A 23,760-nucleotide genomic window follows, 5' to 3' on the forward strand; every position below is an offset into this window, starting at 1 on the left:
GCGCAGGACCCCCGGCTCGCAGGCTGCCTGCATGAACTCGACCGAGCTGCCCCGCCTGTCCGTACGCTCTCCCGCCGACCTCATCGCCGCCGTGCCGTATCTGCTGGGTTTTCATCCCGCCGACAGCATCGTGGTGGTGGCGCTGTCTGGTAAGCGGATCGTCTTCGCCGCGCGCGGCGACCTGCCCGGCGACACCGACCCCTACGAGCCCGGCCAGCACATCGCCGCGGTGACCGCCCGCCAGGGTGCCGACTCGGCCACCGTTGTCGGATACGGACCGGCAGCCCGGGTGACCCCGGCGGTGGACGCGGTCCGGGCCGCGTTGGCCGAGGCGGGGCTGGCCGTGCTCGACGCGCTGCGGGTCACCGACGGGCGGTGGTGGTCCTACCTCTGCGAGGAGCCGGAGTGCTGTCCGCCGGAGGGCACCCCCTACGAACCGCAGGCCAGCGCGGTGCCCGCGGCGGCGGTCTTCGCCGGACAGGTGGCCCTACCGGACCGGGCGGCACTCGCCGCGCAGGTGGCCCCGACCGGCGCGGAGGCGATGCGGCGCGCGGTCGAGCGGGCGCAGCAGCGGCTCACCGACCTGTTGGCCGCCGCGCCCCCCACCGACCTGCTCGGCGCTCGGGCGCTGCGGGCGGCCGGCACGGCGGCGCTGCGGGTTACGGTGCGGCGGCACCGTGCCGGCGAACGGCTGACCGACGACGAGGTGGCCTGGCTCTGCCTGCTCCTGACCCACCTGCCGGTACGCGATCATGCCTGGGAGCGTACCGACGGTCGGGACGAGGACATCGCGTTCTGGGCCGAGGTGCTGCGCCGGGCCGACGAGGAGCTGATCGCCGCTCCGGGTTCGCTGCTCGCGTTCGCCGCCTGGCGCGACGGGCAGGGCGCGTTGGCGGCGGTGGCCCTGGAGCGGGTGCTGGCCGAGCATCCCGACTACTCACTCGCGGTGCTGCTGGACGACCTGCTCCGCCGGGGAGTGCCACCGTCCCAGCTGGACGGCTGGCCGGCGACGGGCCTGCCGAGAGCGCGGCGCCGGGCCAGGCGGCGCGCACGACGGCGTCCTCGGTGACCGCACTCCGCTGAGCGGGCGCACCAACCGGCCTGCGGTGCGGGATAATCGCCGCATGCCCGAGCATGGCGTCGGAACGGAATGAGCGTTGCCCTGCTGCTGTCCCTCGTCGGCCTGGCGCTGGTGGACAGCACCAGCATCGGCACCCTGTTCATCCCGGTGTGGCTGCTGCTCGCCCCGGGGCCGGTGAGCGTCCGGCGGGTGATGAGCTACCTCGGCACCATCGCCGGTTTCTACTTCGTGGTCGGGTTGCTGCTGTACTTCGGTGGCAGCGGCTTGGCCGCGCTGCTGGGCGGTGCGTTGGACAACCGGCCGGTGCTCTGGGGTCAGCTGGTCCTCGGGGTCGGCCTGTTCGCGTTGAGCTTTCGATACGACGGCAAGCGTGGTGCCGGTACGGGTCGGGTGCTGCGCTGGCGCGACCGGGTGACCGCCGGTGACTCGTCGTCCCGCTGGCTGGTGGGACTGGCGCTGTTCGCCGCGCTGGCCGAGGTGGCGACGATGCTGCCGTACCTCGGCGCGCTGGGCCTGCTCACCACCTCCGGCCTGGCCGTGCCCGCCAGCGTGGCGCTGCTCGTCGGCTACTGCCTGGTCATGGTGTTGCCGGCGATGTTGTTGGTGGCTGCGCGGGTGGCCTGGCAAGTTGGGTGGAGCCGGTGCTGGCCCGGCTCAACGCCTGGATCGTCCGCACCTCGGGCAGCATGCTCGGCTGGGTTCTGGGCATCGCCGGCTTCCTGATCGCCCGCGACGCCGCGGCCCGGCTGGAGCTGTTCGAGCTGCTGGCCAACCGTTGACGGTGCCCGCCCTCCGGCGGCACGTCAGGCGGTGACCCGGTGTCCGCCGGTGTAGACGTTCATCGTCCGTCCCCGTAGGAATCCGACCAGGGTCATGCCCGCCTCGGTGGCCACGTCGACCGCGAGCGTGCTCGGCGCCGAAACCGCGGCGAGCAGCGGCACACCCGCCATCCACGCCTTCTGGGTCAGCTCGAAACTGGCCCGACCCGAGACGAGCAGCACCTGACCGCTCAGCGGCAGCCGGTGTTCGCGTACCGCCCAGCCCACCACCTTGTCGACCGCGTTGTGCCGACCCACGTCTTCGCGCAGCACCACCAACTCACCGTCCGTGGAGAACAGGCCCGCGGCGTGCAGTCCACCGGTGCGGTCGAACCCCCGCTGCCCGGCCCGCAGCCGCTGCGGCAACCCGGCCAGCAGCTCCGCCGGCACGCTCAGCGGGTCGTCGCCGACATCGAAGATCGACCGGGTACGCACCGCGTCGATGCTCGCCTTGCCGCACACCCCGCAGGCGCTGGTGGTGGGGAAATGCCGGGTCGGGTCGGTGACCGGGTCCGGTACGCCGGGAGCCAGGGTCACGTCCACCACGTTGTAGGTGTTCGGGGTCTCGGTGCCGGCACACAACTGCGCGGTGGACACATCGTCCGCGGAGCGGATCAGCCCCTCGTTGAACAGGAAACCGACGGCCAGGTCGAGGTCGGCTCCCGGGGTGCGCATGGTGACGGTCAGCGGCGGACGTCGCCCCGGTCCGGCGGGACCGACCCGGATCTCCAACGGCTCCTCGGCGGCGAGCGTGTCCGGCCGCCGCACCCGGCGTCGGCCGGTCTCGGCCGCGTCCAGATCCACCCGCACCACATGACGTCGATCCGAAGCCCGTCCCACGCCGTCCATCCTGCCCCGGATCACCCGACCTCCGGCACGCCGCCCCCGGTCACCGTCCGGCCAGGTCCTATCGGTAGCGCGGCGCCGATGATTCGTCCATGCGTTCAGCTCGACAGGGGCCGGACACCATGGCGGACGCCGGGGACCCCTCCGGGGCGTGCGGGCGGCTAGCGTGGCGCCATGACGGCGTACGCGGCGGTGGTGCTCGCGGGTGGTGCGGGGCGTCGGATGGGCGGGCGGGACAAGCCGGCGTTACCGGTCGGCGGGGTGCCGATGCGGGAGCGGGTGCTGACCGCGGTGGCCGACGCGTCACCCCGGATCCTGGTCGGCCCCGGACCGGCGATCACCGGAGTGCGCCTGACCCGGGAGATGCCACCGGGCGGTGGGCCGGTGGCCGCCGTCGCGGCCGGACTGGCCCTGCTCGACACGGAGATACCCGTCGTCGCCCTGCTCGCCGCCGACCTGCCCCTGCTGACCCGATCCGCCGTCGGAAGCCTGCTGGATCACCTGCTCGACACCGGCGTCGGCCGTCCCAGGTGCGGTCGGCCGGCGGGCACGGCAGCGCCGAGCGCCGAATCGGCGCGCATCGGGACGCCGGGTTCGGTGACCTTCGACGGGGCCTGTTATCTGGACCGGTCGGGGCGGCGGCAGACGCTGTGCGGGGTGTGGCGGCCCGCCGCCCTGCGGGCCGCGCTGGCTCGACTCGCCGTCCGGCGCGGCGGTGACGTGACCGGTGCACCGCTGCGGGAACTGCTCGCCGGCCTGAAGGTGTGCGAGGTGACCTGGCCCGGTGCCGGCCCGGCACCCTGGTTCGACTGCGACACTGAGCATGACCTACGCCGGGCGGAGGAGTGGACGCGATGACGGTGCTGGACGACTGGGTCACGGCCGCCTGTGCGGAGCTGGGTCTCGATCCGGCACAGGTGCCGGTGGCGACCGTGCTGGATCTGGCCCGGGACGTGGCACACCAGGTGCTGCGGCCCGGTGCGCCGGTCACCGCGTACCTGCTCGGTCTGGCCGTCGGGCGCGGCGCGGATCCGGCGGTGGCCGTGGCCCGGCTCTCCGAGTTGACCGCGACCTGGCCGGTGGAACTGGGCGGCGACCCGCACTCCCGGGCCGACCCGGCCGGACCCGACCACCGCTGACGGCCCCCCCAAAGCGTTGTCCGATCACGGTCCGCGCTGATTCGTGCCGGCAGCCTGCTGGATAGGGTGACCGGAACGGACGGAGGCGATCATGACGGCTGACCACCCCTCTGCACCGCCCGGCACGCCGGTGCAGCACGAGTCGATCCTGCTCGACGAACCGAGCACGGCCGACCTGCGGTCGAAGGTGACCCAGGCGTGGCGGGATTTCGCCCAGGCTCTGGCGGAGCGGCTGTCCGCGCTGCCGTCGCGCGCGGAGGTGGCGCTGACCCTCGACCCGACCGCCTCCGGCATCGATGACGCCGTCTACTCCGTCTATGTCGAGGTGAAGAGCGACGGCCGGTTCGCGGCTCGGGCGGTGGGCAACGCCACACTGCCACCCGGCTACCGGCTGGACCGTGCGGCCGTCGCCGACATGATCGCGTTGGGGTGGTCACCGCCGGGCGTGGTCGACGGTTCCGGGGACCAGTTCGGGTTGGATTCCACGGCGGACGAGGCCAGCCGACTGGCCGCGCTGCTCTCCCGCACCCTGCGCGACATCTACGGCGCACCCCATCCGGCTTTCCTGGTCTACGCGATCGAGGACGGCGAGGGTGAGCCGATCCCCGGGGCGGCACTGGGGACCGCCCGCAGCGCGGCGAACCTGACGCGCGAGATCGGCACCGAGCTGGAGAAGGCGCTGGCCGCAACCGACGAGGCCGATGCCGACACCGAGGTGCTGGATCTGGCCGAGCGGGTGCGCACGGTCGTGTCGACCATGCTCAAGTCGGACTCCGACCGGCTTCAGGTCGACTCCGACGGTGACATCAACATCCGGGCCGGCTCGGCGATGGTATTCGTCCGGGTGCGGGACAATCCGCCGCTGGTCGACGTCTTCTCTCCGGTGCTGACCGAGGTCGAGCCGACCGAGCGGCTGTACGTCAAGCTCTCCGAGCTGACCAACCGGATGCCGATCGGCCGGCTCTACTGTGCCGACGACACCGTGTGGGCGTCGATCCCGGTCTTCGGCCGCAACTTCCAGCCGACCCACCTGATGCTGGCGGTGCAGGTGATGACCGGGCTCGCCGACGAGCTGGACGACCGCCTGCACGGCGAGTTCGGCGGCAAGCGGTTCTTCGGCGAGGGAGACAAGTCGGGACGCGGCGAGCATCGCACCGGCATGTACCTCTGAGGGCGGTCAGCGCACGTCGAGCAGGGTCTTGCCGACCGTCGAGCGGGCCTCGATCGCCGCGTGCGCCTCGGCTGCCCGGGCCAGCGGGAATCGCTGGCCGATCACCGGACGCAGCCGTCCGGCCGCACCCTCCGCCAGCGCTCGCTCGGTGTAGGCCCGCAGGAGGGCGGGGGTCGGCGTCGGCCGGACCAGGGCCACGCCCCGCTCGGCGGCGGACTCCGCGCCGATGCCGCTGACCACCCGTCGGCCGACCAGTCCCGGGTCTACGCCCGGCCCGACTCCGCTGATCAGACCGCCGACGCCGTTGCCCGGGATCACCGGCAGCGTCGCGCCCGACGGCCCGAAGCCGGTCGCCCGGAACTGGGTCTCCACAAAGGTGATGTTCGCGTGCACCACGTCGATCAGCACCTGTCCCGGCTCGGGTGCCGGATCGGGTGCGGTGCCGGGCACGAGGTGCTCCGGCCCGCCGAACTCGTGAATCCACACCGCGCGCATGTCTCCCCCTCACCGACGCTTCCCACCGGAGTCGACCAGTTGAAGCGTGGTTGAGGTCAAGGCGGGTGGGGCCCGGAAACCCCGAGAAACCGGACCCCACCCGCGTGGGAGGAAGGTTCAGGTGGCGGCGATCCAGGCCAGGCTGCGGGCCGTGGCCGGGTCGGTGGCGCGCAGGCCCGCCTCGGAGACCGTCCAGAGCACGTCGCCGACCACAAGGCACCGCCGTACCGGCTGACCCCACTGCCGCCGGCTGCTGTCGCCGGCCGGATGGGTCACCTCGCCGATCTCGCTGATGGTGTCGTCGCTGACGCGCAGCAGCCGGACACCGGCGTCGACGGGCAGCGCGACCAGTCCGGTCTCCGGGCGGTACAGGAAGGCGTGCGGATCGTGCTCGGCGCGGGACCGCCCGCCGGGCAGGTGCCACTGGTCGAGCCGGTCCGGCCGCCCCGGATCACGGACGTCGAAGAGCGACACCTGTACGCCCTTGGTCCGTCCCCGACGGTCGGCCTCCTGACCGACACCGAGCAGGCGTTCCTCGGGCAGCGGATGCAGGTACGCGGAGTATCCGGTGATCTTCAACTCGCCGGTGACCCTGGGCGCGGCCGGATCGGCGAGGTCGAGCGCGTAGAGCGGATCGATCTGCCGGAAGGTCACGACGTACGCGACCGGGCCGAGGTAGCGCACCGAGTAGATGCGTTCCCCCCGCCCGAGGCCGCCGACCATGCCGACCGGTACCAGCGCCCCGTCGTCGTGACGCAGCACCCGAACCGCCGACTCGGAGGCGGTGCCGTCATCCCGGGACTCGCCGGTGGTGGTGGCCACCCGCAGGTGCCCCGCCCACTCGGAGAGCGCGTACTGGTTGATCAGCCGACCGGGCACCGAGCCGGCGGCCAGGAAGCGGGGACGCCCCGGCGCGGCGGTGTCGAACTGGTAGATGTCGGTGATCTGCTCGGCCGGCGACGGCTCCCAGCGGGGCCGGCCGCTGATCGGCCTCGGACGCGGACCCGCCAGGTACAGGCTGGTCGCCGTGCCGTAGACGGTGTCGGCGTCGGCGGCCACGGCCACCGGGTCACCATCGCCGAGCCGGTCGCTGGTGAGGTCGAAGCTGAGCACGGTGAGGGTGGCCGAGCCGGTCATCCGGTCGGGTCGGCTGAGCCGGTCGCAGCCGACCCGGCCGGTGTGCCGCTCCGGCCCGGCGGTCCACTCGTACGCCGGCAGCCATGCCTCGACACCGGCCTCGGCGATCACCTCGCGGTTCCGCTCGGTGCGGACCTGGTCGGTGCCCTCGGACGCCCACGGAAACTCAAGTCGGGCCGGTGCCCGGACCGCCACCCGGGCCGTGTCACCGGTCAACCGGGCGTCGACGGTGCGGCCCTGGATGCGGTATGTGCCGAGCACCGCGGGACGGTCGGTCAGGTCGATCAGCAGCAGGCGGGTCGCGCCGGAACGCCTGATCGAGCTCAGTCCGTCGTCCGGGCGCGGCGGATCCTCGCCGAGTACCAGCGCATGGTCGCCGAGCAGCAGCAGGCGGTGCTCCTGCCAGCGCAACTCCTCCCGGCCGTCGGCCAGGTCGAGCCGCCCGGCGACGCGGCGGGTCACCGGATCGACCACCCGCAGCACCCCGCCGGTGACGGTGACGATCCGTCGGCCGTCGGTCTTCACCAGGTCGGGTTCGTCCGCGCCGGCCTCGTGGTTGTTGGTCGTCGAGTAGTCTGCCCCGGCGTCTTGGTCGGCGGCGTCGCCCGGCGCTCCGGCGAAGGTACGGGCCATCGACTCCGCGCCGCCGAAGGCCGCCGCCTGCGGCACTCCGTCCTCGGCGAGACCGTACGGGCCGACCGAGGCGGTCGCCGCCGCCCGCAACTCCGTGAGGGCGTCGGCGCAGGAGTCGAAGGAGACCAGGCCGACCGGCACCATCGGTGCCTCGTCGGTGTCGGGCCCGGTCGACGGAGGCTGTGACACGGCCAGGCTGCCGGCGAGCAGAGCGAGCGCGACCAGTGAACCGCCGGCCGCGGCGAGTTTGCTGCCCCGTTTCATGGCCGGTTCGACGTGGTGACTTCGTGTTCGGTTCCAGCCGGAGCCGGCTGTTACGGCCTCAGGCGGTGGAGGGGCCGACGCCCGGGGACTCGACCAGCCGGGAGAGCACGATGGTGCTGCGGCTGGAGGTGACGAACGACTCGGCCCGCAGCCGCTCCAGCGCCTCCTCCAGGTTGGCGATGTCGGCGGCACGCAGGTGCACCAGCGCGTCCGCCTCGCCGGAGACGGTGTACGCACCGACCACCTCGGGGTGACGGCACACGGCGGCACCGATCTGGGCCGGGGTGGTCCGGCCGGCACAGAACAACTCCACGAACGCCTCTGTGGTCCAGCCGACCGAGGCCGGGTCCACGATGGCCGTGAATCCCCGGATCACCCCGGCGGACCGCAGTCGATCGACCCGCCGTTTGACCGCCGGAGCGGAGAGCGACACGCGGGTGCCGATGTCGGCGTAGGTGGCCCGAGCGTCGGCAACAAGCAGCGCAATGATTCGCTGGTCAACGGCATCGATTTGCAATGTTCCGCCTCTGGGAAGCAATGTTTGCGGCTGTTACCGAAGTTCCAGCGTACCTACCCTTGGTCACCGTGAACCAGCAGCGAGAGCCGCGAAAGCGGATATATCTCATGTGCTCCCCCGAGCACTTCGCGGTCGAGTACGCGATCAACCCGTGGATGGACATGACCGCCCCGGTCGACGCGGAGCTGGCGATCAAGCAGTGGGACCGCCTGCGGGAGACCCTGGTCGGCCTCGGCCACGAGGTGCACCTGCTGGTACCTGAGCCCGGCCTGCCCGACATGGTCTACGCGGCCAACGGCGCGTTCATGGTCGACGGCACGGTCTACGGGGCACAGTTCAAGCATCAGCAGCGGGCCGCCGAGGCAGCCCCGCACCGGGCCTTCTACGAGTCGCTGGGCTGCCGGTTCATCGCGCCGAACGCGACAAACGAGGGCGAGGGTGACTTCGCATACCTGCCGGAGGCGCACGGCGGACTGATCCTGGCCGGGCACGGCTTCCGTACCGAGTTGCCGGCGCACGCCGAGGCGCAGGAGGCGCTCGTACGGCCGGTGGTCTCACTGCGGCTGGTCGACCCGCGCTTCTACCACCTGGACGTGGCGCTCGCCCCGATCGACGACGGGAACATCGTCTACTACCCCGGGGCCTTCTCCGCCGCCAGTCAGCGGGTGCTCGCCCAGCTCTTCCCGGACGCGGTGCTGGCCGACGACGAGGATGCCCTCGCCTTCGGGCTGAACCTGGTCAGCGACGGGGCCAACGTGGTGCTCAACAGCGAGGCCACCCGGCTCGCCGGTCGGCTCAAGGCGGCCGGGTACGCCCCGGTGCCGGTGGAGTTGGCCGAGCTGAAGAAGGGCGGTGGCAGTGTGAAGTGCTGCATCGCCGAACTGCGGCACTGAGCACTGAGCAGGCGACGGGGCCGTCCTCGGGCCGGGACGGCCTCGCGCTGTCAGCCCAGCGTGGCCAACTCGTTGACCAGCACGTTCGACACCACCTGGCCGTCACGTTGCACCTCGCGCAGGTACCACTTCTGCTGTGGCGTACGGGGCTGGTTGAACTGCCAGGCACCGCGTGGGCTGTCGATCTGCCCGATCCGGCCCAGCGCGAGGTTGACCTGCTGCGGGGTGGGTGCCGCGCCGGCAAGTCGGATCGCCTGGTCGAGCACCTTGGCCGCGTCGTACGAGGCCATCGCGTACGTGGTCGGGGAGGTGTTGTGCTTCTTGCGATACGCCGAGGCGAACTGGCGGTTGGCCGCGTTGTTCAGGTCGGCGGAGTAGTTCAACGCGGTACGGATGCCGAGCGCGTCGTCCACTGGCCGGATGTTGTCCAGCACCGAACCCTCGGTGAGGAAGCCGGGGGCGTAGATCCGGCCCCGGAATCCGGCGTCGCGCAGTTGCATGATGAACTCCACGGCCGCCGCACCGGAGTAGAAGCAGAAGACGACCGAGGGGTTGTTGGCCAGCGCGCGGTTGATGTCCGAGACGTAGGCGGTCCCGCTGGGGCGGCTGCTGCCGGAGGTCCAGACCACCTGGGAGGCGATCCGCGGGTCGGACTGGCCGAACTCCTCACGGAAGCCACGCAGCACGTCCTCGACGCCGAGGACCCCTTCGGGCAGGATCGTCGCGACCCGGTCGGAGGGGGCGAGTTCGTCCTTCAGGTAGCGGCCGAGCGCCCGGCCCGCCTCGTCGAGCACGTACGACGTACGCCAGATGTAGACGACGCTCTGCAGGCTCGGCGGTGAGGCGTTGGAGCCGATCAACGGAACCCGGGCCTGTTCCACGATGTCCCGGATGCCGAACATGACCGACGAGCTGGCGACCCCGGTCAGGGCGAGCACGCCCTGCTTGAGCAGGCCCTCGACGGCGGCCTGGCCGGACTTGACGTTGTTCCCCTCGTCGGCCGTGACCATGTCGACCGGGTGGCCACCGAGGCGCCGGTCGTTGAGGTCCAGGTACAGCTCGAAGCCGTTGCTGAGTTCGTCGCCGATCGCCTTGCTCGGGCCCGACTGTGGCGCGACGAGCCCGATCTTGATCGGGCTCTCTGTGCTGGTGACCTCCGGCTCGGCGTCGGAGCCGCATGCGGCGACGAGTCCGCCCGTACCGAGCGCGGCCAGCAGCTGGAGTGCCCGCCTGCGGTTAATCTGCGACACCGGGTTCCCTTCGAATGTGTTGCCGGGGCGCATCCCACCCCTTCGGCGTTCTACCTGCTCGGCGACGCTGCGTCAATGGCTAATGATCTTTGTACAAAGACCGCAACGCGCCGGTAACCTCCGGCCACGCCGACGAGCCGGGAGCGATAAGCCCGAAATGCTCGCACTCTGGCAGCTCGATCAGGCGGATATCGGCACCTGCGGCGCGGGCGGCAGCCACGTAATTTCGAGAGAGGTCGATGGGCACCTGTCGATCGAGCGTGCCGTGCATCACTACCGTGCGTGGTCGTAAGGGAACCAGCGACAGTGGATCGGCGGTCGCGTACCGCTCCGGCACGTCGGCTGGTCCGCCGCCGAGCAGAGCGGCCACGGCACCGGCGTCCAGATCCAGCCGGTACGCCTCGGTCAGGTCGGCGACCGGTGCGAGGGCCAGCACCCCGGCGACGGCACCGGGTGCGTGGGCCGCCGCGTACAGCGCGAGGTGCCCGCCGGCCGAGTGACCGACCAGCACCGGCGGCGCGGCGGTGACCCGCCCCGGCAGTGCGACCTCGGCCAACGCGGGCAGCGCGGAGACTCCGGCCAGCACGTCGGTGAGGGTGCCGGGCCAGCCGCCGCCGAGCTGACCGGTCCGCCGGTACTCCAACTGGGCGACCGGGTACCCGAACGTGGCCAGTGCGCTCGCCAGGGGACCGGTGTGCCGCCGGTCGTACTCCGCGCGCCAGAAACCACCGTGCACCACCACCACCAGCGGACGGGGCGGCCCGGAGCCGGCCGGGCGGCGCAGGTCGGCGATCTGGTCCGGGTGTTCGCCGTAGGCGACGGTCGCGTCCGGTTCGGGCGCGGGGCTGGTCAGCACCGAACGGGGATCGGAGGGCATCGGCCGACGGTAACGCGGCGCACGGACCACCGGGAGGTGGGTGCCGCCGGGTAACGAGCAGCGGGCCGCCGGACGCTGACGGGTACCGCTGGGTAAAGATGGAGGGCATGACCGAAGCGCGCTCCGCTGGACAGAACGACGAGCCCGACCGGGACGGTACCGGGCACTCCGGAACCGTGGTGGTGGTCGGACCGGACGGCCGGCCCGTCGGCACCGTGCAGACCGACGAAGGAGCTGGTGAGGATCCGTCGCGCCTGGTTGAACAGCCGGCCAAGGTGATGCGGATCGGCAGCATGATCAAACAGCTGTTGGAGGAGGTCAAGGCCGCTCCGCTGGACGACGCCAGCCGGCACCGGATGCGGGAGATCCACCAACGGTCGATCGTCGAGCTGAAGGAAGGGCTGGCCCCCGAGCTGCGGGAGGAACTGGAGCGGATCTCGCTGCCGTTCTCCGAGGACCAGGCGCCGAGCGAGGGCGAGCTGCGGATCGCCCACGCCCAGCTGGTCGGCTGGCTGGAAGGGCTGTTCCACGGCATCCAGGCAGCTCTGGTCGCGCAACAGATGGCGGCCCGGGTGCAGCTGGAGCAGATGCGTTCCGGTCGGCAGGCGCTACCCAGCGGGCCGGCCGGGGCGATGCTGCCGGGGATGTCCGGCATGGGGCAGCCGGGCGGTGGTGAGGGACACAGCACCGGCCAGTACCTCTGACCGGATCCGGCTGCGGCACGCTCGTCGCGCGCCGCAGCCGGACGGCTCAGTCCGCCCCGAACACCTTCTCCAGGTACGCGGCCACCCCGTCGGACGAGTTCGCCGGGGCGACCTCGTCGGCGATCGCCAGCACCTCCGGATGCGCGTTGGCGACCGCCACCGCCCGCCCCGCCCAGGTGAGCATCGGCAGGTCGTTGGGCATGTCACCGAAGGCCAGCACGTCCGGCGCGGCGACGCCGATGCGGTGGCAGTACCAGGCCAGGCCGGCTGCCTTTGTCACCCCGGCAGCCGAGATCTCCACCAGCCCGGAGTGTGAGGAATGGGTCGCCTCCGCGAGCCCGGTGAGAGCGGCGGCTACCAGTCGGGTTAACCGGTCGGGGTCCTGCTCGCCGGCCCGCGCCAGCAGCTTCACCGCCGGCGCCGACAGCAGCTCCTCGGCGGTCTGCACCGCCCGGATCGCCTCGTCGTCGGCGTCCCACCGCAACGGGTAGTGCGCCTCGTGGCGCATCTGCCGACCGTCGACGATCTCCACGGCCAGGCTCACCCCGGGCACCTCGGCGCGCAGGCGTCGCACCACCTCGGCGAGCAGCTCCGGTGCCAGCGGGTCGGCCCGCAGCACCTCGTCGTTGGTCGGGTCGTAGACCACCGCGCCGTTGGCGCAGACCGCCGGCAGCGGCTCGGCCAGCTGGTCGTACACCAGCCGGAGCCAGCGGATCGGCCGGCCGGTGACCAGGACGACCGGGGTGCCCTGGGCGGAGATCCGGGCCAGCACGGCGGCGGTGCGGGCGCTGAGGGTGTGGTCGTCGCGCAGCAGTGTCCCGTCGATGTCGCTGGCGACCAGGTGCGGTGTGGAATCCATCACCGGGACAGTAGCCGGTCGAGATAGACTGCCACCCCGTCGTCGTCGTTGCGCAGGGTGATCTCGTCGGCGACCGCGCGCAGGCTCGGGTGGGCGTTGGCCACGGCCACCCGACCCCAGCCGGCCCACTCGAACATCGGCAGGTCGTTCGGCATGTCACCGAAGACCAGCACGTCCGCCGGGTCCACGCCGAGGGCCTGCGCGATGACGCTGAGCCCGGACGCCTTGTCCACCCCGGGTGGGCAGATCTCGATGAAACCCAGGCCCGCCTGGGTGAGGGTGGCCAGGTGCGGTGGGACGATCCCCCGGGCGACGGCCAGCAACTCGTCCACGTGGTGATCGGCGGTACGTACGAACGCCTTGATCACATCACCGGCGAGGCACTCGGCGCGGCTGCGCACCTCGAACGCGTCCTGATAGGGCCACGCGGGGTGGTAGTCGCCCCAGAGTGGCGCGTCATGCTCGTCCGACGCCTCCACCATGACGGTCAGCGGGCCGACCGCGGCCTCCATCTCGGCCAGCAGGACGGCCAGCACCTCGCTGGAGAGGCGCTCGTCCCGCAGCACCACCGGCCCCTCCGGGTCGCTCTGGTCCACCACCCGGCCGCCGCCGGCCAGCACGAGGAAATCGGCGGCGCGGATGTCGTTGCGGGTCAGCTCGGTCAGCCGAGGGCCGCGACCGGTGGCGCCGACCACCGGGATCCCGGCGGCGCGTACCCGGTCCAGCACCTCGTGGGTGAAGGCCGACACGGTGTCGTCGCTGCGGACGAGCGTCCCGTCGAGGTCGGTGGCGATCAGCTTGGGCAGGCCCGGGCGGGTCATCGTTCCTCCTTCGCCCGCCGCCGTCGCGACCAGCCGTTCACCTCGTCGAGAGGCGACCCGGCGTGACGGCGGGCAGCAACCGTACCTCGCACAATCGGTCGTAACCATGGCTTCCAGGCGAATCGGGTGCCAACGGGCGACGCACCGGAGGTGACCTCGTGACCGGGGCCGGTGGATCAGTCGGACGGTGCCTCCCGAGCGAAGGGGACCGTCGGCGCGACGGTTATGTCCGCAGGTGGGCGATCCCCCTCCGGCTCCACATCCTCGACCGGACGGCGGTCGCGCCGACGCGGCCCGTCCGACCCGGTCCGGGCTCCGGCCGGTCCGGGCGAGGTCCGGAGAAGCGCGGCGGCGAACAACCCGACGGCGACGAAGGCGATGATCAGACCACGCCCGTACTCGATGTCGAAGGTCAGCTCCGGGTTCAGGTACATCCCCCGACCCAGGGTGTCGTCGAGTGCCGTCGCGGTCGCCGCGAGCAGCGCGAGCACGCCCGCGGCGAGGGCCAACCCGGCCACCCGGGCATTCGCCCGAACGGAGTCCGTACCGCGTACCGCGAGCGCGACCGTGGCACCGAGCGCGAGCAGCCCGACCAGGTACGCCGAGCCCAGCCCGAGATCGGAGACGCCGCTGGTCACCTGGAGTGGGGTGTCCGGATCCGGTCCGCCGTCGGGGATGGTGATCGTCGACCATTCGCCCAGCAGCGACAACAGGGCCGCCACCGCGCCGAGCCCGGCCAGCAGCACCGGCACCCGGTGGTCGCCGCCGAGGCCACCGAGGGCCCGCCGGAACCGGCCGTTCGCCGACGACTCGTCCTCCACACCCCACTCGATGACGCTGGCACCGTCGGTGCGGTCGTCCTGACGGGGAATGGGGAGGTCGTGGGTCATCACTCACCCCTCCTGGATGGCCGGGACGCGCGTCCGCCGCGCCGCGAGGTCCGGGTCGCATCATGACACAGCCGGACCGCGACGCCGAGGAACGACGACGCGGCCGGGGGCGGTCGGTCGCCTGCCGGCCCGCCGTGGACTAGCGTCAGGTGCATGCCTATCCGTACCGCTTCCGCACGTTGGCAGGGCAACCTCACCGAGGGGTCCGGCACCATCCGCACCGGCAAGGGCGGGCTGGAGGGGAACTACTCCTTCAAGTCCCGTTTCGAAGAGGGTGAGGGCACCAACCCCGAGGAACTGATCGGTGCCGCGCACGCCGGCTGCTTCTCGATGGCCTTTTCCAAGGCGCTCGCCGACGCCGGCACGACGCCCACCTCCGTGGAGACCACCGCCAAGGTGCACCTCGACAAGACCGACGCCGGGATGACCGTGACCCGGATCGAGTTGGACACCGTCGGTGCGGTGCCCGGGATCGACGAGGCGCAGTTCGCCAAGCTGGCCGAGACCGCCAAGCAGAACTGCCCGATCTCGCGCCTGCTCTCACCCGGCGCCGAGATCACCCTCACCGCTCGCCTCACTCCCTGACCAACTCCACTCCCATACCGCGCCGATCTTGCACTTTCGGGCTCCGTCATGCGGCTTCTGTGCCGGTTCGCGGCGACCGGAAGTGCAAGATCGCGGATGGGGTGGGGGAGAATGGGAGCGTGGCGGTCGAGATGGAGCGTGAGCGGTTCGAGGAGCTGGTCGGGGAGGCGCTCGACGAGGTTCCGGAGGAACTGCTGACGCTGATGAGCAACGTCGTGATTCTGGTCGAGGACGACCCGCCACCCGGTGAGGATCTGCTCGGCCTGTACGAGGGACACGCGCTGACCGAGCGCGGCTGGGACTACGCGGGCGTACTGCCCGACCGCATCCTCATCTACCGCAACCCCATCCTGCGTATCTGCCACAGCGACGAGGACGTCGTCGATGAGGTGGCCGTCACCGTGGTGCACGAGATCGCCCACCACTTCGGCATCGACGACGCGCGCCTTCACGAGCTGGGCTGGGGTTGACGCCTCTGTCCGGGGTTGCGGGCTGGCCCTACCGTCTCGGCCAGGTACGGCGAGTACGGGAGGAACCATGCGCAGCGAGCTGTTCTCGGCGGCGAATCTGGAGCAGGAGTCGACGCAACCCGGCATGCGGTTGCAGAACTCCAAGATGTTGAAGATCGACCTCGACGGTGAGGCGATGGCCCGGGTCGGTTCGATGGTGGCGTACCAGGGGCAGGTGCAGTTCCAGGCGCTCGGCTCCGGCGGGCTGGGCAACTTCCTCAAGCAGAAGCTCACCGGCGAGGGCGTGCCGCTGATGAAGCTCACCGGACGCGGCGACGTGTTCCTGGCCGACTTCGCCAAGGACGTGCACGTCATCGACCTGGAGCCGGGCGACGCCCTGTCCATCAACGGCTCCAGCGTGCTGGCGTTCGACGCCACCCTGCGCTACGACATCAAGATGGTCGGCGGGGCCGGCATGGCGTCGTCCGGCCTGTTCAACTGCGTGTTCACCGGGCACGGCAGGATCGCCGTCACCACCCGGGGGACTCCGGTCGTGCTCAACGTCGACGCGCCCACCTACGTGGACCCCCAGGCCGCCGTCTGCTGGTCGGCGAGCCTGCAGACCGGCTACCACCGGGCCGACCAGCTCGGGCTCGGCACGCTGCTGGGCCGCACCACCGGTGAGGCGTACACGATGAGCTTCGCCGGCCACGGCTTCGTCGTCGTCCAGCCCTCCGAGGAGCCGCCGATCATGGGCAGCGGCCAGCAGGATCAGGGCGGCGTGCTCGGCGGCCTGTTCCGGTAGGCCGAGGCGCGCAGGGCTCGCTCGCAGCCGGCACGGCCGCGTCGCCCGCCTGCGCACGGGTCGCTCAGGTCAGCTGACCCGTGCGCAGGCGGGCGAGCCAGGCGGCGGCATCGGTGTAGTCGGCGTCGGAGAGACCCGCCGGTGCGGTCACCGGCCGTTCCGGAGTCGATCCGTCCCATCGGTGCCGGGAGTACGAGCCGAGGAAGCGTACGTCGGCGCAGACCCGACGTAGCCCCTGCAACGCCTCACCCAGCCGGACGTCGGCGACGTGACCGGTGCAGTCGAGGAAAAAGACGTAGCGGCCGAGGGCCTCGCCAGTCGGTCGGGACTCGATCCGGGTCAGGTTGACGCCCCGGACCGCCAGTTCCATCAGCACGGACAGCAGCGCGCCCACCCGGTCGTGCGCGATGTAGAAGGCAAGTGACGTCACGTCGTCGCCGGTGGGCGGCGGAGGCGGACCGGGCCGCGACAGCAGCGCGAAGCGGGTCACCGCGTCGGGGTGATCGGCGATCTTGTCGGCCAGGACGGCGAGCCGGTGCCGGGTCGCGCCGATGGGTGCGCAGATGGCCGCGTCGTACTCACCGTCGGCCGCGCCGGCCGCCGCCGCGCCGTTGGACAGCACGTCCACCACCGCCGCGTCGGGCACGTGGGTCCGCAGCCAGCCCCGGCACTGGGTGGACGCCTGCGGGTGTGCGGCGATGCTGCGCACCGACGGCAGCAGGGTCCCCGCCCGTGCCCCGAGCACGAACTCCACCGGCAGGATCACTTCCCGGGTGATGACCAGCGGCTCTCCCTCGGCCAACTCGTCGAGGGTGACCCCGACCGCGCCGCCGATCGAGTTCTCCAACGGCACCATGGCCGCGTCGGCCTCGGCGGCGCGGACGGCCTCCAACGCCTCGCCGACGCTGCGGGCCGGCGTGCGGCTGCCCCGCTCGGCGGCGGGTACGGTGCGTAGTGCCTGCTCGGCGAAGGTGCCCTCGGGTCCGAGGTAGACGAAACGGGTCGGCGGCGTTCCCGGCATGCGTTCAGCCTACGCATCCGGAGTCGGCGACGAGCCCGACGGCGTGGGTGCGGGGCTCGATGCGGTTGGCGACGCCGTCGGCGGGGTGACCGGCACCGGAAGACCGCCACCGTCGCTGCCACAGGCCAGGGTCTGGATGCCGGCCGGACTGGCGACCCGCACCTCGGCCGTGCACACGTCGGTGCCGGCGGTCACCAGGCGCAGGGATCCGGACCGGTCCCGGCTGACCACCTGTAGTGGTTCGTATCCGGCGACGTCGAGGGTGGTCAGGTGCCAGTCGGCGGCACACAACGGACCGCTGCGGACGCTGACCCGAGCGCTACCGGGCAGCAGCCCACGACGACCGCGCACCAGCTCGATGATCTGCTTCGCGGACGGCTCGCCGGTGCAGGCCACCGCGACAAGTCCCGGGTCGGCCGGCGACGTGGTCGGAACGGCACCCGGAAGCGCGCCGAACGATGGCGTGGCGGAACTGGTGGGGCTGCTCGTCGCCCGGCTGGGCGCCGGGGTCGGCAGACCGCCGCTGTCGCGTACCTCCGGGGGTGTGCCACATCCGACGGCCAACACGGTCAGCACGGCGACACCGATCAGTCGACCGTGCCGCCGGCACGGTCGGAGGAAGGCCCCGGCAGGGGACCGGGAGCCGGCGGTGGGCCGATCGGGGCCGACGGGGAACGGCGAAGTGGGCGGCACGGGGGTCCTCAGGGCGGGAACTCTGGATGGCAGGTGGCCGAGGCAATGGTAGGAGGAAGTCAGACCTCGGAAAAGAAGGTGAGAGAGCCGACCACCGCGCCGTCGGCGACCACCGGGGTGGAGATCGCGTCCACCGTCGCGTCGGCTGAACCCTCGGTCGCCGCCTCGATCCGGAGCAGGCCGCGGGCCAGTCGGCCGGAGGTGAGCGCCAGCAGCGGCGGGATCTTGTCGATCTCGGGATCGGCCAACTCGCCCCGGTAGGCGGTGAAGTCGAGCAGGCGCAACCCGCCGTCGAGCAGCGGTAGGCCGATCACATCCTCCGGCGCACCCAGTTGCAGCAACTCGCAACCGGCGGCGGAGACGGCCAGCACCCGGGTCTCGGCGTCGATCAGCAGGCAGGGTTCGTCGGCGCTGAAGACCGTGGCCGACCAGCGGCCGATGTTGTCGAGCCCAGGCTCTGTCGGCGTCTCCCCGGAGGGCGCGAACACTTCCGAGAGCGAGAGTTCGACGTGGGCCACCGAGCCTCCTATGCACACCGACGGTACGTCCACGCTAGCCGGTCGCGGCTGCGACCGCCGACCGCGTCGGGCGTACGGTGCCGTCGGTGTTGTTCAGTGCCCGGTCGGCGACGGCGCGGGCCGGCGGGAGCGGAGCCGTGCCCGGCCGCGTGGCGTCGCCGCTGACGTTACCGGCGGCCGGTCGGCTTGTCAGCGGCCGTTCGGCCGTCCTCGTACCACCGGTAGTCCGCCGCCGGCGGGTAACCGCCGTTTTCCCAGGTGCCGGGGTGCTGCGCGACCCGGGACAGCTTCTCGGCGGTGGTCGGGCTGATCCGGTTACCGCCGGCCACCAGGAGCCGGTCGAGCTCCCGGTGGGTCGCCATGAGGCAGTCCTTCGGCAGACCGTAGACGCTGATCACGCCGGAGCCCACGAAGGTGAGCACGGGGGTCACCGGGATCGGGTGACCGACGGCCGCGGTCAGCGCCTTGCTCGCCCGTCGGGCGTCGCGACGGGCCTCGGCCACGTAGGGCGGGCGCTTGCCGTTGATCTGCACCACGTCACCGGCGACCAGGACGCGGGCCCGGCCGTGGTCGGCGATGGTGACGGCGAAGAGCCCACTCGGGCCGATGGCCAGGAACCCGGCCCGATTGTCCGCCTCGTCGTCGAGGAGGACATCGGCCGTGTCGGTGCGGGGCCAGTCGATGACGTGCCAGGCCGGCCCGAGATGGTCGAGCTGACCGAGGGCGCGGGCACCGGCTGCCTCCAGTCGTCGCGCGCCCCGCTCCGCCCGACGGCGGCGGGCCCACTCCAATGGAGACGGGCGAGGAGTCGCGACCACCCCGGGAGACTCGACCCGGGGGTGCGGTACCGCCACTGGCGGCAGCGCCCTGGCGGACGGTACGGCTCGACGTGCGGGGAAAACAGTCATCGCGACCTCCGGCAAAAGGTCCCTCGAAGTTACGTTCTCACTACCCTACGTTGACAGTCCCGGTGGTCGGCAAGCCGGAGCGCCGGAATGACTGTGGATGAATGCCATATTCATCCACGGTTGTTTTACCGGATACCGCCAAACCCTGCCCTACGCTGCGGGGGTGAGTCACCACGTGGACAGTGAAGTCGGCCGGCTCGGTACCGTCCTGTTGCACCGGCCGGGGCCGGAACTCGCCAGGCTGACCCCACGCAACAACGACTCGCTGCTCTTCGACGCCATCCCGTGGGTGGGCCGGGCGCAAGAGGAGCACGACGCCTTCGCGGGAGCCCTGCGGGAACGCGGTGTCGAGGTGCTCTACCTGACCGACCTGCTCACCGAGACGCTGGCCGTGCCGGCGGCCCGGACGGAACTGACCGACGAGGTGCTCGACTCGCCCCGGCTCGGCGACACCCTGCGCGCCCGGGTCGCCGCACATCTGGCGTACCTCGATCCGGCCGCGCTGGCCGGCGTCCTCGTGGCCGGACTGGCCCACGAGGAGTTGCGGGTCGGCCGGGACCGCCGAGGTGGTCTCGTCTACACCCTGATGGACCGCCACGACTTCATCATCGACCCGCTGCCCAACCTGCTGTTCACCCGCGACTCGTCACTGTGGATCGGTGACCGGGTGGGTGTGACGAGTCTGGCGATGCCCGCCCGGCGGCGAGAGACCACGTTGACCGACGCGATCTACCGTCACCATCCCCGGTTCGCCGGCACCGAGTTCGTCTACCGTCCGGGCCTGGAGCCCCTGGAAGGCGGGGACGTGCTGCTGCTGGCACCCGGCGTGCTGGCGGTCGGTGTCGGCGAACGGACGACACCCGCCGGTGCCGAGCGGCTCGCGCGGCGGGTCTTCGCGGCCGGGCTGGCGCACACCATCCTCGTCGTGCCGATCGCCCAGGAACGGGCCACCATGCACCTGGACACGATCTGCACGATGGTCGACGTCGACGCGGTGCTGATGTACCCGAACGTGGCCAGCAGCCTGTCGGCGTACACCGTCATCGCCGGTGCCGACGGCGAGGACCCGCGGGTCGACGGGCCGGCGCCGTTCCTGCGGGCCGCCGCCGACGCGATGGACCTGGACCGGCTACGGGTGATCGACACCGGGCTCGACCCGGTGACCGCCGAGCGGGAGCAGTGGGACGACGGCAACAACACCCTGGCGCTCGCGCCCCGACTCTGCGTCGGCTACGAGCGCAACGTCGAGACCAACGCCCAGTTGGAGCGGGCCGGCATCGAACTCATCCCGATCGCCGGCTCCGAGCTGGGCTCGGGGCGCGGCGGCCCCCGCTGCATGTCCTGCCCGCTGCTGCGGGAGCAGGGCGGGGCAGCCTCCTGACGGCGGGGCGGAGCAGGTGCCCGGCGGGACCGACCAGATGCCGGGCTGCGGTCAACGCAGGGTGAGCTGGCGACCGAGCAGCCCCTGCCGGGACCGGCGGGCGTCGGTGTCGAGCGGGCCGGTCTCGGCCAGGGCGTCGGCGTACCGCTTGGCGAAGTCGGCGACCGGCTGTTCCCAGTCACCGGCCGGGATCTCCTCGGGCAGGTCCCACACCGGCACCAGCCGCCCGTGGGCCCGGAACATGCCGGCGAACCGGGTCGCCTCGCCGAGGATCAGCGAGCCGGCCGCGGCGAGCCGGGCGAGCGCGTCCAGGGCGGCCTCCTCGGCCTCGGGCAGCACCCAGCGGACGTGGGCCTTCTCCGTCACCTGGCACCAGTACGCGGCACGGCCGGCGGTCAGTCTCACCGTCGGATAGATCGCCGCGTTGGCCCGCTCCAGCGAGGCCCGCACGGTCGGGTCCTCGGCGGCTTCCGGAGCCAGCCAGAACTCGAACCCCTCGTGCAGGCTGATCTCCAACGGCCCGTCGACCAGGATGTCCTGCAACCGGGGACCGGGGCCGGGCAGCGGCGGCACCGCGACCTGGGCGCCGGGGGCGGTACGCAGTGCGCAGAGCAGCGACTCGGCCAGGTCGCGGGAGACGTCGCCGGACTGGAGATGACGCTGGAGCCCGATGAAGACGTGACCGTCGTCCCGGCTCATCGCGGGGGCGGCCATCGGCAGTACGGTGGCCAGCGTGACCGGGCGGTCGCCGTACTCGTCGACGAGCGCCGGGGCGAGCCGCAGCGGCGCGGAAGCGGCCGGCACCAGCTCCCGCAGGGCGATCCACTCGGGCTCGTCGACCAGCCCCTCGAAGGGCCGGGGGACGAAGACGTCCCGGACCCGCTCCCGCTTGCCGGAGGTCGCGGCGGCCCGCTGGTTCTTTCGACGCTTGCTCACGGCGACACAGCCTAGAGCCCTTCGGCGGTCGATGGGGACCGGACCCGCCTCCGCGCCGCGCCAACGGGTCGACCCATCGGCTCAGCCGGTCGTCACCAGCGCCGGGCGGTCGCCGACCGGATCGAAATCGGCCCATACGCTCTGACCGAGTCCGTCGCGTTCCACGCCCCAACTGGTCGCCAGGCCGGAGACGATGTGCAGACCCCGGCCGTCGGCCGCGTCCGGGTCCGGCGGGCGGATCCGCGGGCCACCCTTGGCGCCGCCGTCGGTGACCCGCAGCCGGAGCTGCGGCCCCTCGGGCGCGTGACGCAGCCGCCAGGCGACCCGGACCACGCCGCCCGGCAGCGGGTCGGCATGCCGGACCGCGTTACCCACCAGCTCGGCCAGGACCGCCACCAGGTCCGCCAGCATCGCCGGGGAGACACTGCCGGCCAACTCGGCGGCGAGCCGGTGCCGGGCGATCCGCGCCCCACTGGCGTGGTGGGGCACCACCACGCACCATGCCCGTTCGACAGCTGTCGTCGCCACCTCTGCCCCTCTTCCGCCCCGTGACCCCCACTGTCACCTGCGGGGCAGCCGCACCTCTGCGACCGTACCCCCACCACTTCTCGGGCGAAGGAATACCCACCCATTCTGTTGTTCAACGATCCGACGCACGAGATAGAGGCCGAGACCGGTGCCGGGATAGCGACGCCGGTCGCCGGAGTCGCCCTGCCAGAACCGGTCGAAGGCCCGTTCCACGTGCTCCGGTCGTACCCCGATGCCGCGGTCACTGATCCGGAGGCAGACGGTCTGGCCGTCGGCGCCGGCGGCGACGTCGATCGGGGAGTCGGGTGGGGAGTACTTGCCGGCGTTGGTGACGAGTTCAGTGAGCACGGTGGCCAGGCTCTGCCGATGGCCGATCGCCCTGGGCAATTCGGCCGGCACCTTGAGAGCCGTCCGTCGACGCAGGTCCGTGGGCAGGTCGGCGATCGCGACCCGGATTGTCTCGGTGAGGTCGAAGGGCGCTGGCGGCCCGTCGCCCGGCCACGCCTCGGCCGCGGAGGCGAGCAGCCGGTCGAGCAGCCGGGCCAGTTCGTTGGCCCGCTGGCCGATGACCCGGGCCGCCTGCCGCCGGTCGGTCTCGCTCAGCGACTCCCAGTGGTCGGTGAGGGTGTCCGCGTACCCCTTGATGACGGTGACGGGGGTACGCAGCTCGTGACTGGTGACCGCGACGAACAGATCCCGTTCGTGATCGTGCCGCTGCTGGTCGGTGGTGTCCCGGAAGGTCACCACCCGCAGGGCACCGGGTCCCGGCAGCTCGCCCGAGGTGACCCGCAGCCAGCGCCCGGTCGGCAGGCGATGGTCGAGGACCTGCCCGGGCGGCGGGAGCGGGAAGGGCAGCGGCTGGTTGATCGCCTCCGCGGTGGACCGCCCGGTCACCTGCGCGGCGGCCGGATTCCAGAGGCGGACCTTGGCGTCCCGGTCGACCACGGCCAGCCCGTCGGCGAGCGCCGCGACCACCGGACCGTCGCCGTGCACCGGCAGGCCGCTCTGGTCGCCGTACATGTGGGCGATGCAGGAGCCCAGGTATCCGACCACGCCGCGTTGCTCGGCGGTGGTCTCGTCGTCGCCAGCGAGGTAGAGGGCGTGCAGGCTGCCGACGGTGTGGCCACCGATCTCGGCCCGGGAGACGACCATCCGCCGCAGGCCACGCTGGGCCAGCTCGCTGGTGAGCGGGTTGGTGAACTGGTCGGTTCGTACGCACTGCACCCGGGGGCCGGCGAGCAGGCAGCTGGTGACCGGATCGTTGGCCGGCAGCGGCCGGCCGACGGTCCACTCGGCGGCGCCGGTGGCGGCTATCACCCGGCCGCCGCTGGGCGCGAACTCCACGAACGCCATCCCGGCGGCACCGAGTGCCGGCTGGGCCACCCGGAGCAACTGGGTCAGCACCGGCAGACCTGCGACACCGGAGTTGATCATCTCGATGACGGCGGTGTGCCCGGCGATGAGAGCCGAGTAGTCGGTGCGGTCCGGCATGACCCCGAGTGTGCCTGCCGTCCGCGTTCCCGGGCACCCCCGAGTGGCCT

At 72.1% G+C, this 23,760-nt stretch carries 26 protein-coding genes and 1 pseudogene; 11 read left to right on the forward strand and 16 right to left on the reverse strand.

Going from position 1 to position 23,760, the window contains the following annotated elements; all coding sequences use genetic code 11:
• The first annotated feature begins 31 nt into the window (after nt 1-31).
• Both AC2CHE_RS10020 and AC2CHE_RS10025 read left to right on the forward strand, forming a co-directional pair.
• Nucleotides 32-1,069, forward strand: a complete 1,038-nt coding sequence (locus AC2CHE_RS10020; RefSeq protein WP_484504622.1) for a DUF4192 domain-containing protein — start codon at nt 32-34, stop codon at nt 1,067-1,069.
• Between the two features lie 81 nt (nt 1,070-1,150).
• Nucleotides 1,151-1,804 (forward strand): GAP family protein, encoded by a 654-nt coding sequence (locus AC2CHE_RS10025; RefSeq protein WP_484504623.1) that lies wholly within the window; start codon nt 1,151-1,153, stop codon nt 1,802-1,804.
• An 80-nt stretch (nt 1,805-1,884) separates the two neighbouring features.
• On the opposite strand, the gene fdhD is transcribed toward AC2CHE_RS10025, so the two are convergent.
• Nucleotides 1,885-2,739, reverse strand: a complete 855-nt coding sequence (fdhD, locus tag AC2CHE_RS10030; RefSeq protein ID WP_484504624.1) for a formate dehydrogenase accessory sulfurtransferase FdhD — start codon at nt 2,737-2,739, stop codon at nt 1,885-1,887.
• Nucleotides 2,740-2,919: 180 nt separating this feature from the next.
• Here fdhD and AC2CHE_RS10035 point away from each other — a divergent pair, with 180 nt between their 5' ends.
• The 3 genes from AC2CHE_RS10035 to AC2CHE_RS10045 all read left to right on the forward strand — a co-directional run bounded on the left by AC2CHE_RS10035 (nt 2,920) and on the right by AC2CHE_RS10045 (nt 5,055).
• Nucleotides 2,920-3,603 carry an NTP transferase domain-containing protein gene (locus AC2CHE_RS10035; RefSeq protein ID WP_484504625.1) on the forward strand — a complete coding sequence of 228 codons (684 nt, stop codon included), beginning with the start codon at nt 2,920-2,922 and terminating at the stop codon, nt 3,601-3,603.
• A complete protein-coding gene (locus AC2CHE_RS10040) occupies nt 3,600-3,884 on the forward strand; it encodes a DUF6457 domain-containing protein (protein WP_484504626.1) in 285 nt (94 codons plus the stop codon). Before AC2CHE_RS10035 ends, AC2CHE_RS10040 begins: the two co-directional genes overlap by 4 nt.
• Before the next feature lie 91 nt (nt 3,885-3,975).
• The gene (locus AC2CHE_RS10045; protein ID WP_484504627.1) at nt 3,976-5,055 is read left to right on the forward strand and encodes a T3SS (YopN, CesT) and YbjN peptide-binding chaperone 1; all 1,080 of its coding nucleotides are present in this window, start codon (nt 3,976-3,978) and stop codon (nt 5,053-5,055) included.
• Nucleotides 5,056-5,061: 6 nt separating this feature from the next.
• On the opposite strand, the gene AC2CHE_RS10050 is transcribed toward AC2CHE_RS10045, so the two are convergent.
• The 3 genes from AC2CHE_RS10050 to AC2CHE_RS10060 form a co-directional block, all read right to left on the reverse strand.
• A complete protein-coding gene (locus tag AC2CHE_RS10050) occupies nt 5,062-5,550 on the reverse strand; it encodes a zinc-binding dehydrogenase (RefSeq protein WP_484504628.1) in 489 nt (162 codons plus the stop codon).
• Between the two features lie 117 nt (nt 5,551-5,667).
• Entirely contained in the window at nt 5,668-7,584 is a 1,917-nt protein-coding gene (locus tag AC2CHE_RS10055) for a beta-propeller domain-containing protein (protein ID WP_484504629.1), read from the reverse strand.
• A gap of 58 nt (nt 7,585-7,642) precedes the next feature.
• Nucleotides 7,643-8,101: an Lrp/AsnC family transcriptional regulator gene (locus AC2CHE_RS10060; RefSeq protein WP_484504630.1), complete on the reverse strand. Its 459-nt coding sequence runs from the start codon at nt 8,099-8,101 to the stop codon at nt 7,643-7,645.
• A gap of 59 nt (nt 8,102-8,160) precedes the next feature.
• Between AC2CHE_RS10060 and ddaH the strand changes: the two genes are divergently transcribed.
• Nucleotides 8,161-8,994, forward strand: coding sequence for a dimethylargininase (ddaH, locus tag AC2CHE_RS10065; RefSeq protein ID WP_484504631.1), 834 nt, complete (start codon nt 8,161-8,163; stop codon nt 8,992-8,994).
• Nucleotides 8,995-9,044: 50 nt separating this feature from the next.
• On the opposite strand, the gene AC2CHE_RS10070 is transcribed toward ddaH, so the two are convergent.
• Both AC2CHE_RS10070 and AC2CHE_RS10075 read right to left on the reverse strand, forming a co-directional pair.
• Nucleotides 9,045-10,244: an ABC transporter substrate-binding protein gene (locus AC2CHE_RS10070; protein WP_484504632.1), complete on the reverse strand. Its 1,200-nt coding sequence runs from the start codon at nt 10,242-10,244 to the stop codon at nt 9,045-9,047.
• Nucleotides 10,245-10,323: 79 nt separating this feature from the next.
• Nucleotides 10,324-11,121, reverse strand: coding sequence for an alpha/beta hydrolase family protein (locus AC2CHE_RS10075; protein ID WP_484504633.1), 798 nt, complete (start codon nt 11,119-11,121; stop codon nt 10,324-10,326).
• A gap of 98 nt (nt 11,122-11,219) precedes the next feature.
• Between AC2CHE_RS10075 and AC2CHE_RS10080 the strand changes: the two genes are divergently transcribed.
• Nucleotides 11,220-11,825 carry a bacterial proteasome activator family protein gene (locus AC2CHE_RS10080; protein WP_484504634.1) on the forward strand — a complete coding sequence of 202 codons (606 nt, stop codon included), beginning with the start codon at nt 11,220-11,222 and terminating at the stop codon, nt 11,823-11,825.
• Between the two features lie 46 nt (nt 11,826-11,871).
• Here the strand turns inward: AC2CHE_RS10080 and AC2CHE_RS10085 are convergent, their stop codons facing one another.
• The 3 genes from AC2CHE_RS10085 to AC2CHE_RS10095 form a co-directional block, all read right to left on the reverse strand.
• Nucleotides 11,872-12,684 (reverse strand): HAD family hydrolase, encoded by an 813-nt coding sequence (locus tag AC2CHE_RS10085; RefSeq protein WP_484504635.1) that lies wholly within the window; start codon nt 12,682-12,684, stop codon nt 11,872-11,874.
• A complete protein-coding gene (locus tag AC2CHE_RS10090; protein WP_484504636.1) occupies nt 12,684-13,505 on the reverse strand; it encodes an HAD family hydrolase in 822 nt (273 codons plus the stop codon). Before AC2CHE_RS10090 ends, AC2CHE_RS10085 begins: the two co-directional genes overlap by 1 nt.
• Before the next feature lie 176 nt (nt 13,506-13,681).
• Nucleotides 13,682-14,395: a hypothetical protein gene (locus AC2CHE_RS10095; RefSeq protein ID WP_484504637.1), complete on the reverse strand. Its 714-nt coding sequence runs from the start codon at nt 14,393-14,395 to the stop codon at nt 13,682-13,684.
• Between the two features lie 153 nt (nt 14,396-14,548).
• On the opposite strand from AC2CHE_RS10095, the gene AC2CHE_RS10100 reads away from it, so the two are divergent.
• The 3 genes from AC2CHE_RS10100 to AC2CHE_RS10110 all read left to right on the forward strand — a co-directional run bounded on the left by AC2CHE_RS10100 (nt 14,549) and on the right by AC2CHE_RS10110 (nt 16,234).
• Entirely contained in the window at nt 14,549-14,980 is a 432-nt protein-coding gene (locus AC2CHE_RS10100) for an OsmC family protein (protein WP_484504638.1), read from the forward strand.
• 131 nt (nt 14,981-15,111) lie between these two features.
• Nucleotides 15,112-15,450: a metallopeptidase family protein gene (locus AC2CHE_RS10105; protein ID WP_484504668.1), complete on the forward strand. Its 339-nt coding sequence runs from the start codon at nt 15,112-15,114 to the stop codon at nt 15,448-15,450.
• A gap of 67 nt (nt 15,451-15,517) precedes the next feature.
• Nucleotides 15,518-16,234 carry an AIM24 family protein gene (locus tag AC2CHE_RS10110; protein WP_484504639.1) on the forward strand — a complete coding sequence of 239 codons (717 nt, stop codon included), beginning with the start codon at nt 15,518-15,520 and terminating at the stop codon, nt 16,232-16,234.
• Between the two features lie 64 nt (nt 16,235-16,298).
• On the opposite strand, the gene pheA is transcribed toward AC2CHE_RS10110, so the two are convergent.
• The 4 genes and pseudogenes from pheA to AC2CHE_RS10130 all read right to left on the reverse strand — a co-directional run bounded on the left by pheA (nt 16,299) and on the right by AC2CHE_RS10130 (nt 19,374).
• Nucleotides 16,299-17,255 carry a prephenate dehydratase gene (pheA, locus tag AC2CHE_RS10115; RefSeq protein ID WP_484504640.1) on the reverse strand — a complete coding sequence of 319 codons (957 nt, stop codon included), beginning with the start codon at nt 17,253-17,255 and terminating at the stop codon, nt 16,299-16,301.
• A gap of 105 nt (nt 17,256-17,360) precedes the next feature.
• Nucleotides 17,361-17,846 (reverse strand): annotated as a pseudogene (locus AC2CHE_RS10120) (hypothetical protein); the annotation flags it as partial.
• Between the two features lie 161 nt (nt 17,847-18,007).
• Nucleotides 18,008-18,466 (reverse strand): hypothetical protein, encoded by a 459-nt coding sequence (locus AC2CHE_RS10125; RefSeq protein WP_484504641.1) that lies wholly within the window; start codon nt 18,464-18,466, stop codon nt 18,008-18,010.
• A 167-nt stretch (nt 18,467-18,633) separates the two neighbouring features.
• Entirely contained in the window at nt 18,634-19,374 is a 741-nt protein-coding gene (locus tag AC2CHE_RS10130) for a hypothetical protein (protein ID WP_484504642.1), read from the reverse strand.
• Nucleotides 19,375-19,537: 163 nt separating this feature from the next.
• Between AC2CHE_RS10130 and AC2CHE_RS10135 the strand changes: the two genes are divergently transcribed.
• On the forward strand, nt 19,538-20,755 hold the full coding sequence (locus tag AC2CHE_RS10135) for an arginine deiminase (protein ID WP_484504643.1): 1,218 nt from the start codon (nt 19,538-19,540) through the stop codon (nt 20,753-20,755).
• A gap of 51 nt (nt 20,756-20,806) precedes the next feature.
• Here the strand turns inward: AC2CHE_RS10135 and AC2CHE_RS10140 are convergent, their stop codons facing one another.
• The 3 genes from AC2CHE_RS10140 to AC2CHE_RS10150 form a co-directional block, all read right to left on the reverse strand.
• On the reverse strand, nt 20,807-21,691 hold the full coding sequence (locus AC2CHE_RS10140) for a DUF5926 family protein (RefSeq protein ID WP_484504644.1): 885 nt from the start codon (nt 21,689-21,691) through the stop codon (nt 20,807-20,809).
• A gap of 81 nt (nt 21,692-21,772) precedes the next feature.
• A complete protein-coding gene (locus AC2CHE_RS10145; protein ID WP_484504669.1) occupies nt 21,773-22,186 on the reverse strand; it encodes an ATP-binding protein in 414 nt (137 codons plus the stop codon).
• 66 nt (nt 22,187-22,252) lie between these two features.
• Nucleotides 22,253-23,710, reverse strand: coding sequence for a sensor histidine kinase (locus AC2CHE_RS10150; protein ID WP_484504645.1), 1,458 nt, complete (start codon nt 23,708-23,710; stop codon nt 22,253-22,255).
• Nucleotides 23,711-23,760 lie beyond the last annotated feature (50 nt).

The organism is Micromonospora sp. ATLC16 (genome assembly GCF_057196645.1).

What these genes read in the sequence shown, in the direction of transcription:
- AC2CHE_RS10020 (WP_484504622.1), top strand. Translation starts at nt 32, where the DNA reads ATGAACTCGACCGAGCTGCCCCGCCTGTCCGTACGCTCTCCCGCCGAC.
- AC2CHE_RS10025 (WP_484504623.1), top strand. Translation starts at nt 1,151, where the DNA reads ATGAGCGTTGCCCTGCTGCTGTCCCTCGTCGGCCTGGCGCTGGTGGAC.
- AC2CHE_RS10035 (WP_484504625.1), top strand. Translation starts at nt 2,920, where the DNA reads ATGACGGCGTACGCGGCGGTGGTGCTCGCGGGTGGTGCGGGGCGTCGG.
- AC2CHE_RS10040 (WP_484504626.1), top strand. Translation starts at nt 3,600, where the DNA reads ATGACGGTGCTGGACGACTGGGTCACGGCCGCCTGTGCGGAGCTGGGT.
- AC2CHE_RS10045 (WP_484504627.1), top strand. Translation starts at nt 3,976, where the DNA reads ATGACGGCTGACCACCCCTCTGCACCGCCCGGCACGCCGGTGCAGCAC.
- AC2CHE_RS10050 (WP_484504628.1), bottom strand. Translation starts at nt 5,550, where the DNA reads ATGCGCGCGGTGTGGATTCACGAGTTCGGCGGGCCGGAGCACCTCGTG.
- AC2CHE_RS10055 (WP_484504629.1), bottom strand. Translation starts at nt 7,584, where the DNA reads ATGAAACGGGGCAGCAAACTCGCCGCGGCCGGCGGTTCACTGGTCGCG.
- AC2CHE_RS10075 (WP_484504633.1), bottom strand. Translation starts at nt 11,121, where the DNA reads ATGCCCTCCGATCCCCGTTCGGTGCTGACCAGCCCCGCGCCCGAACCG.
- AC2CHE_RS10080 (WP_484504634.1), top strand. Translation starts at nt 11,220, where the DNA reads ATGGAGGGCATGACCGAAGCGCGCTCCGCTGGACAGAACGACGAGCCC.
- AC2CHE_RS10085 (WP_484504635.1), bottom strand. Translation starts at nt 12,684, where the DNA reads ATGGATTCCACACCGCACCTGGTCGCCAGCGACATCGACGGGACACTG.
- AC2CHE_RS10090 (WP_484504636.1), bottom strand. Translation starts at nt 13,505, where the DNA reads ATGACCCGCCCGGGCCTGCCCAAGCTGATCGCCACCGACCTCGACGGG.
- AC2CHE_RS10095 (WP_484504637.1), bottom strand. Translation starts at nt 14,395, where the DNA reads ATGACCCACGACCTCCCCATTCCCCGTCAGGACGACCGCACCGACGGT.
- AC2CHE_RS10100 (WP_484504638.1), top strand. Translation starts at nt 14,549, where the DNA reads ATGCCTATCCGTACCGCTTCCGCACGTTGGCAGGGCAACCTCACCGAG.
- AC2CHE_RS10105 (WP_484504668.1), top strand. Translation starts at nt 15,112, where the DNA reads ATGGAGCGTGAGCGGTTCGAGGAGCTGGTCGGGGAGGCGCTCGACGAG.
- AC2CHE_RS10110 (WP_484504639.1), top strand. Translation starts at nt 15,518, where the DNA reads ATGCGCAGCGAGCTGTTCTCGGCGGCGAATCTGGAGCAGGAGTCGACG.
- pheA (WP_484504640.1), bottom strand. Translation starts at nt 17,255, where the DNA reads ATGCCGGGAACGCCGCCGACCCGTTTCGTCTACCTCGGACCCGAGGGC.
- AC2CHE_RS10130 (WP_484504642.1), bottom strand. Translation starts at nt 19,374, where the DNA reads ATGACTGTTTTCCCCGCACGTCGAGCCGTACCGTCCGCCAGGGCGCTG.
- AC2CHE_RS10150 (WP_484504645.1), bottom strand. Translation starts at nt 23,710, where the DNA reads ATGCCGGACCGCACCGACTACTCGGCTCTCATCGCCGGGCACACCGCC.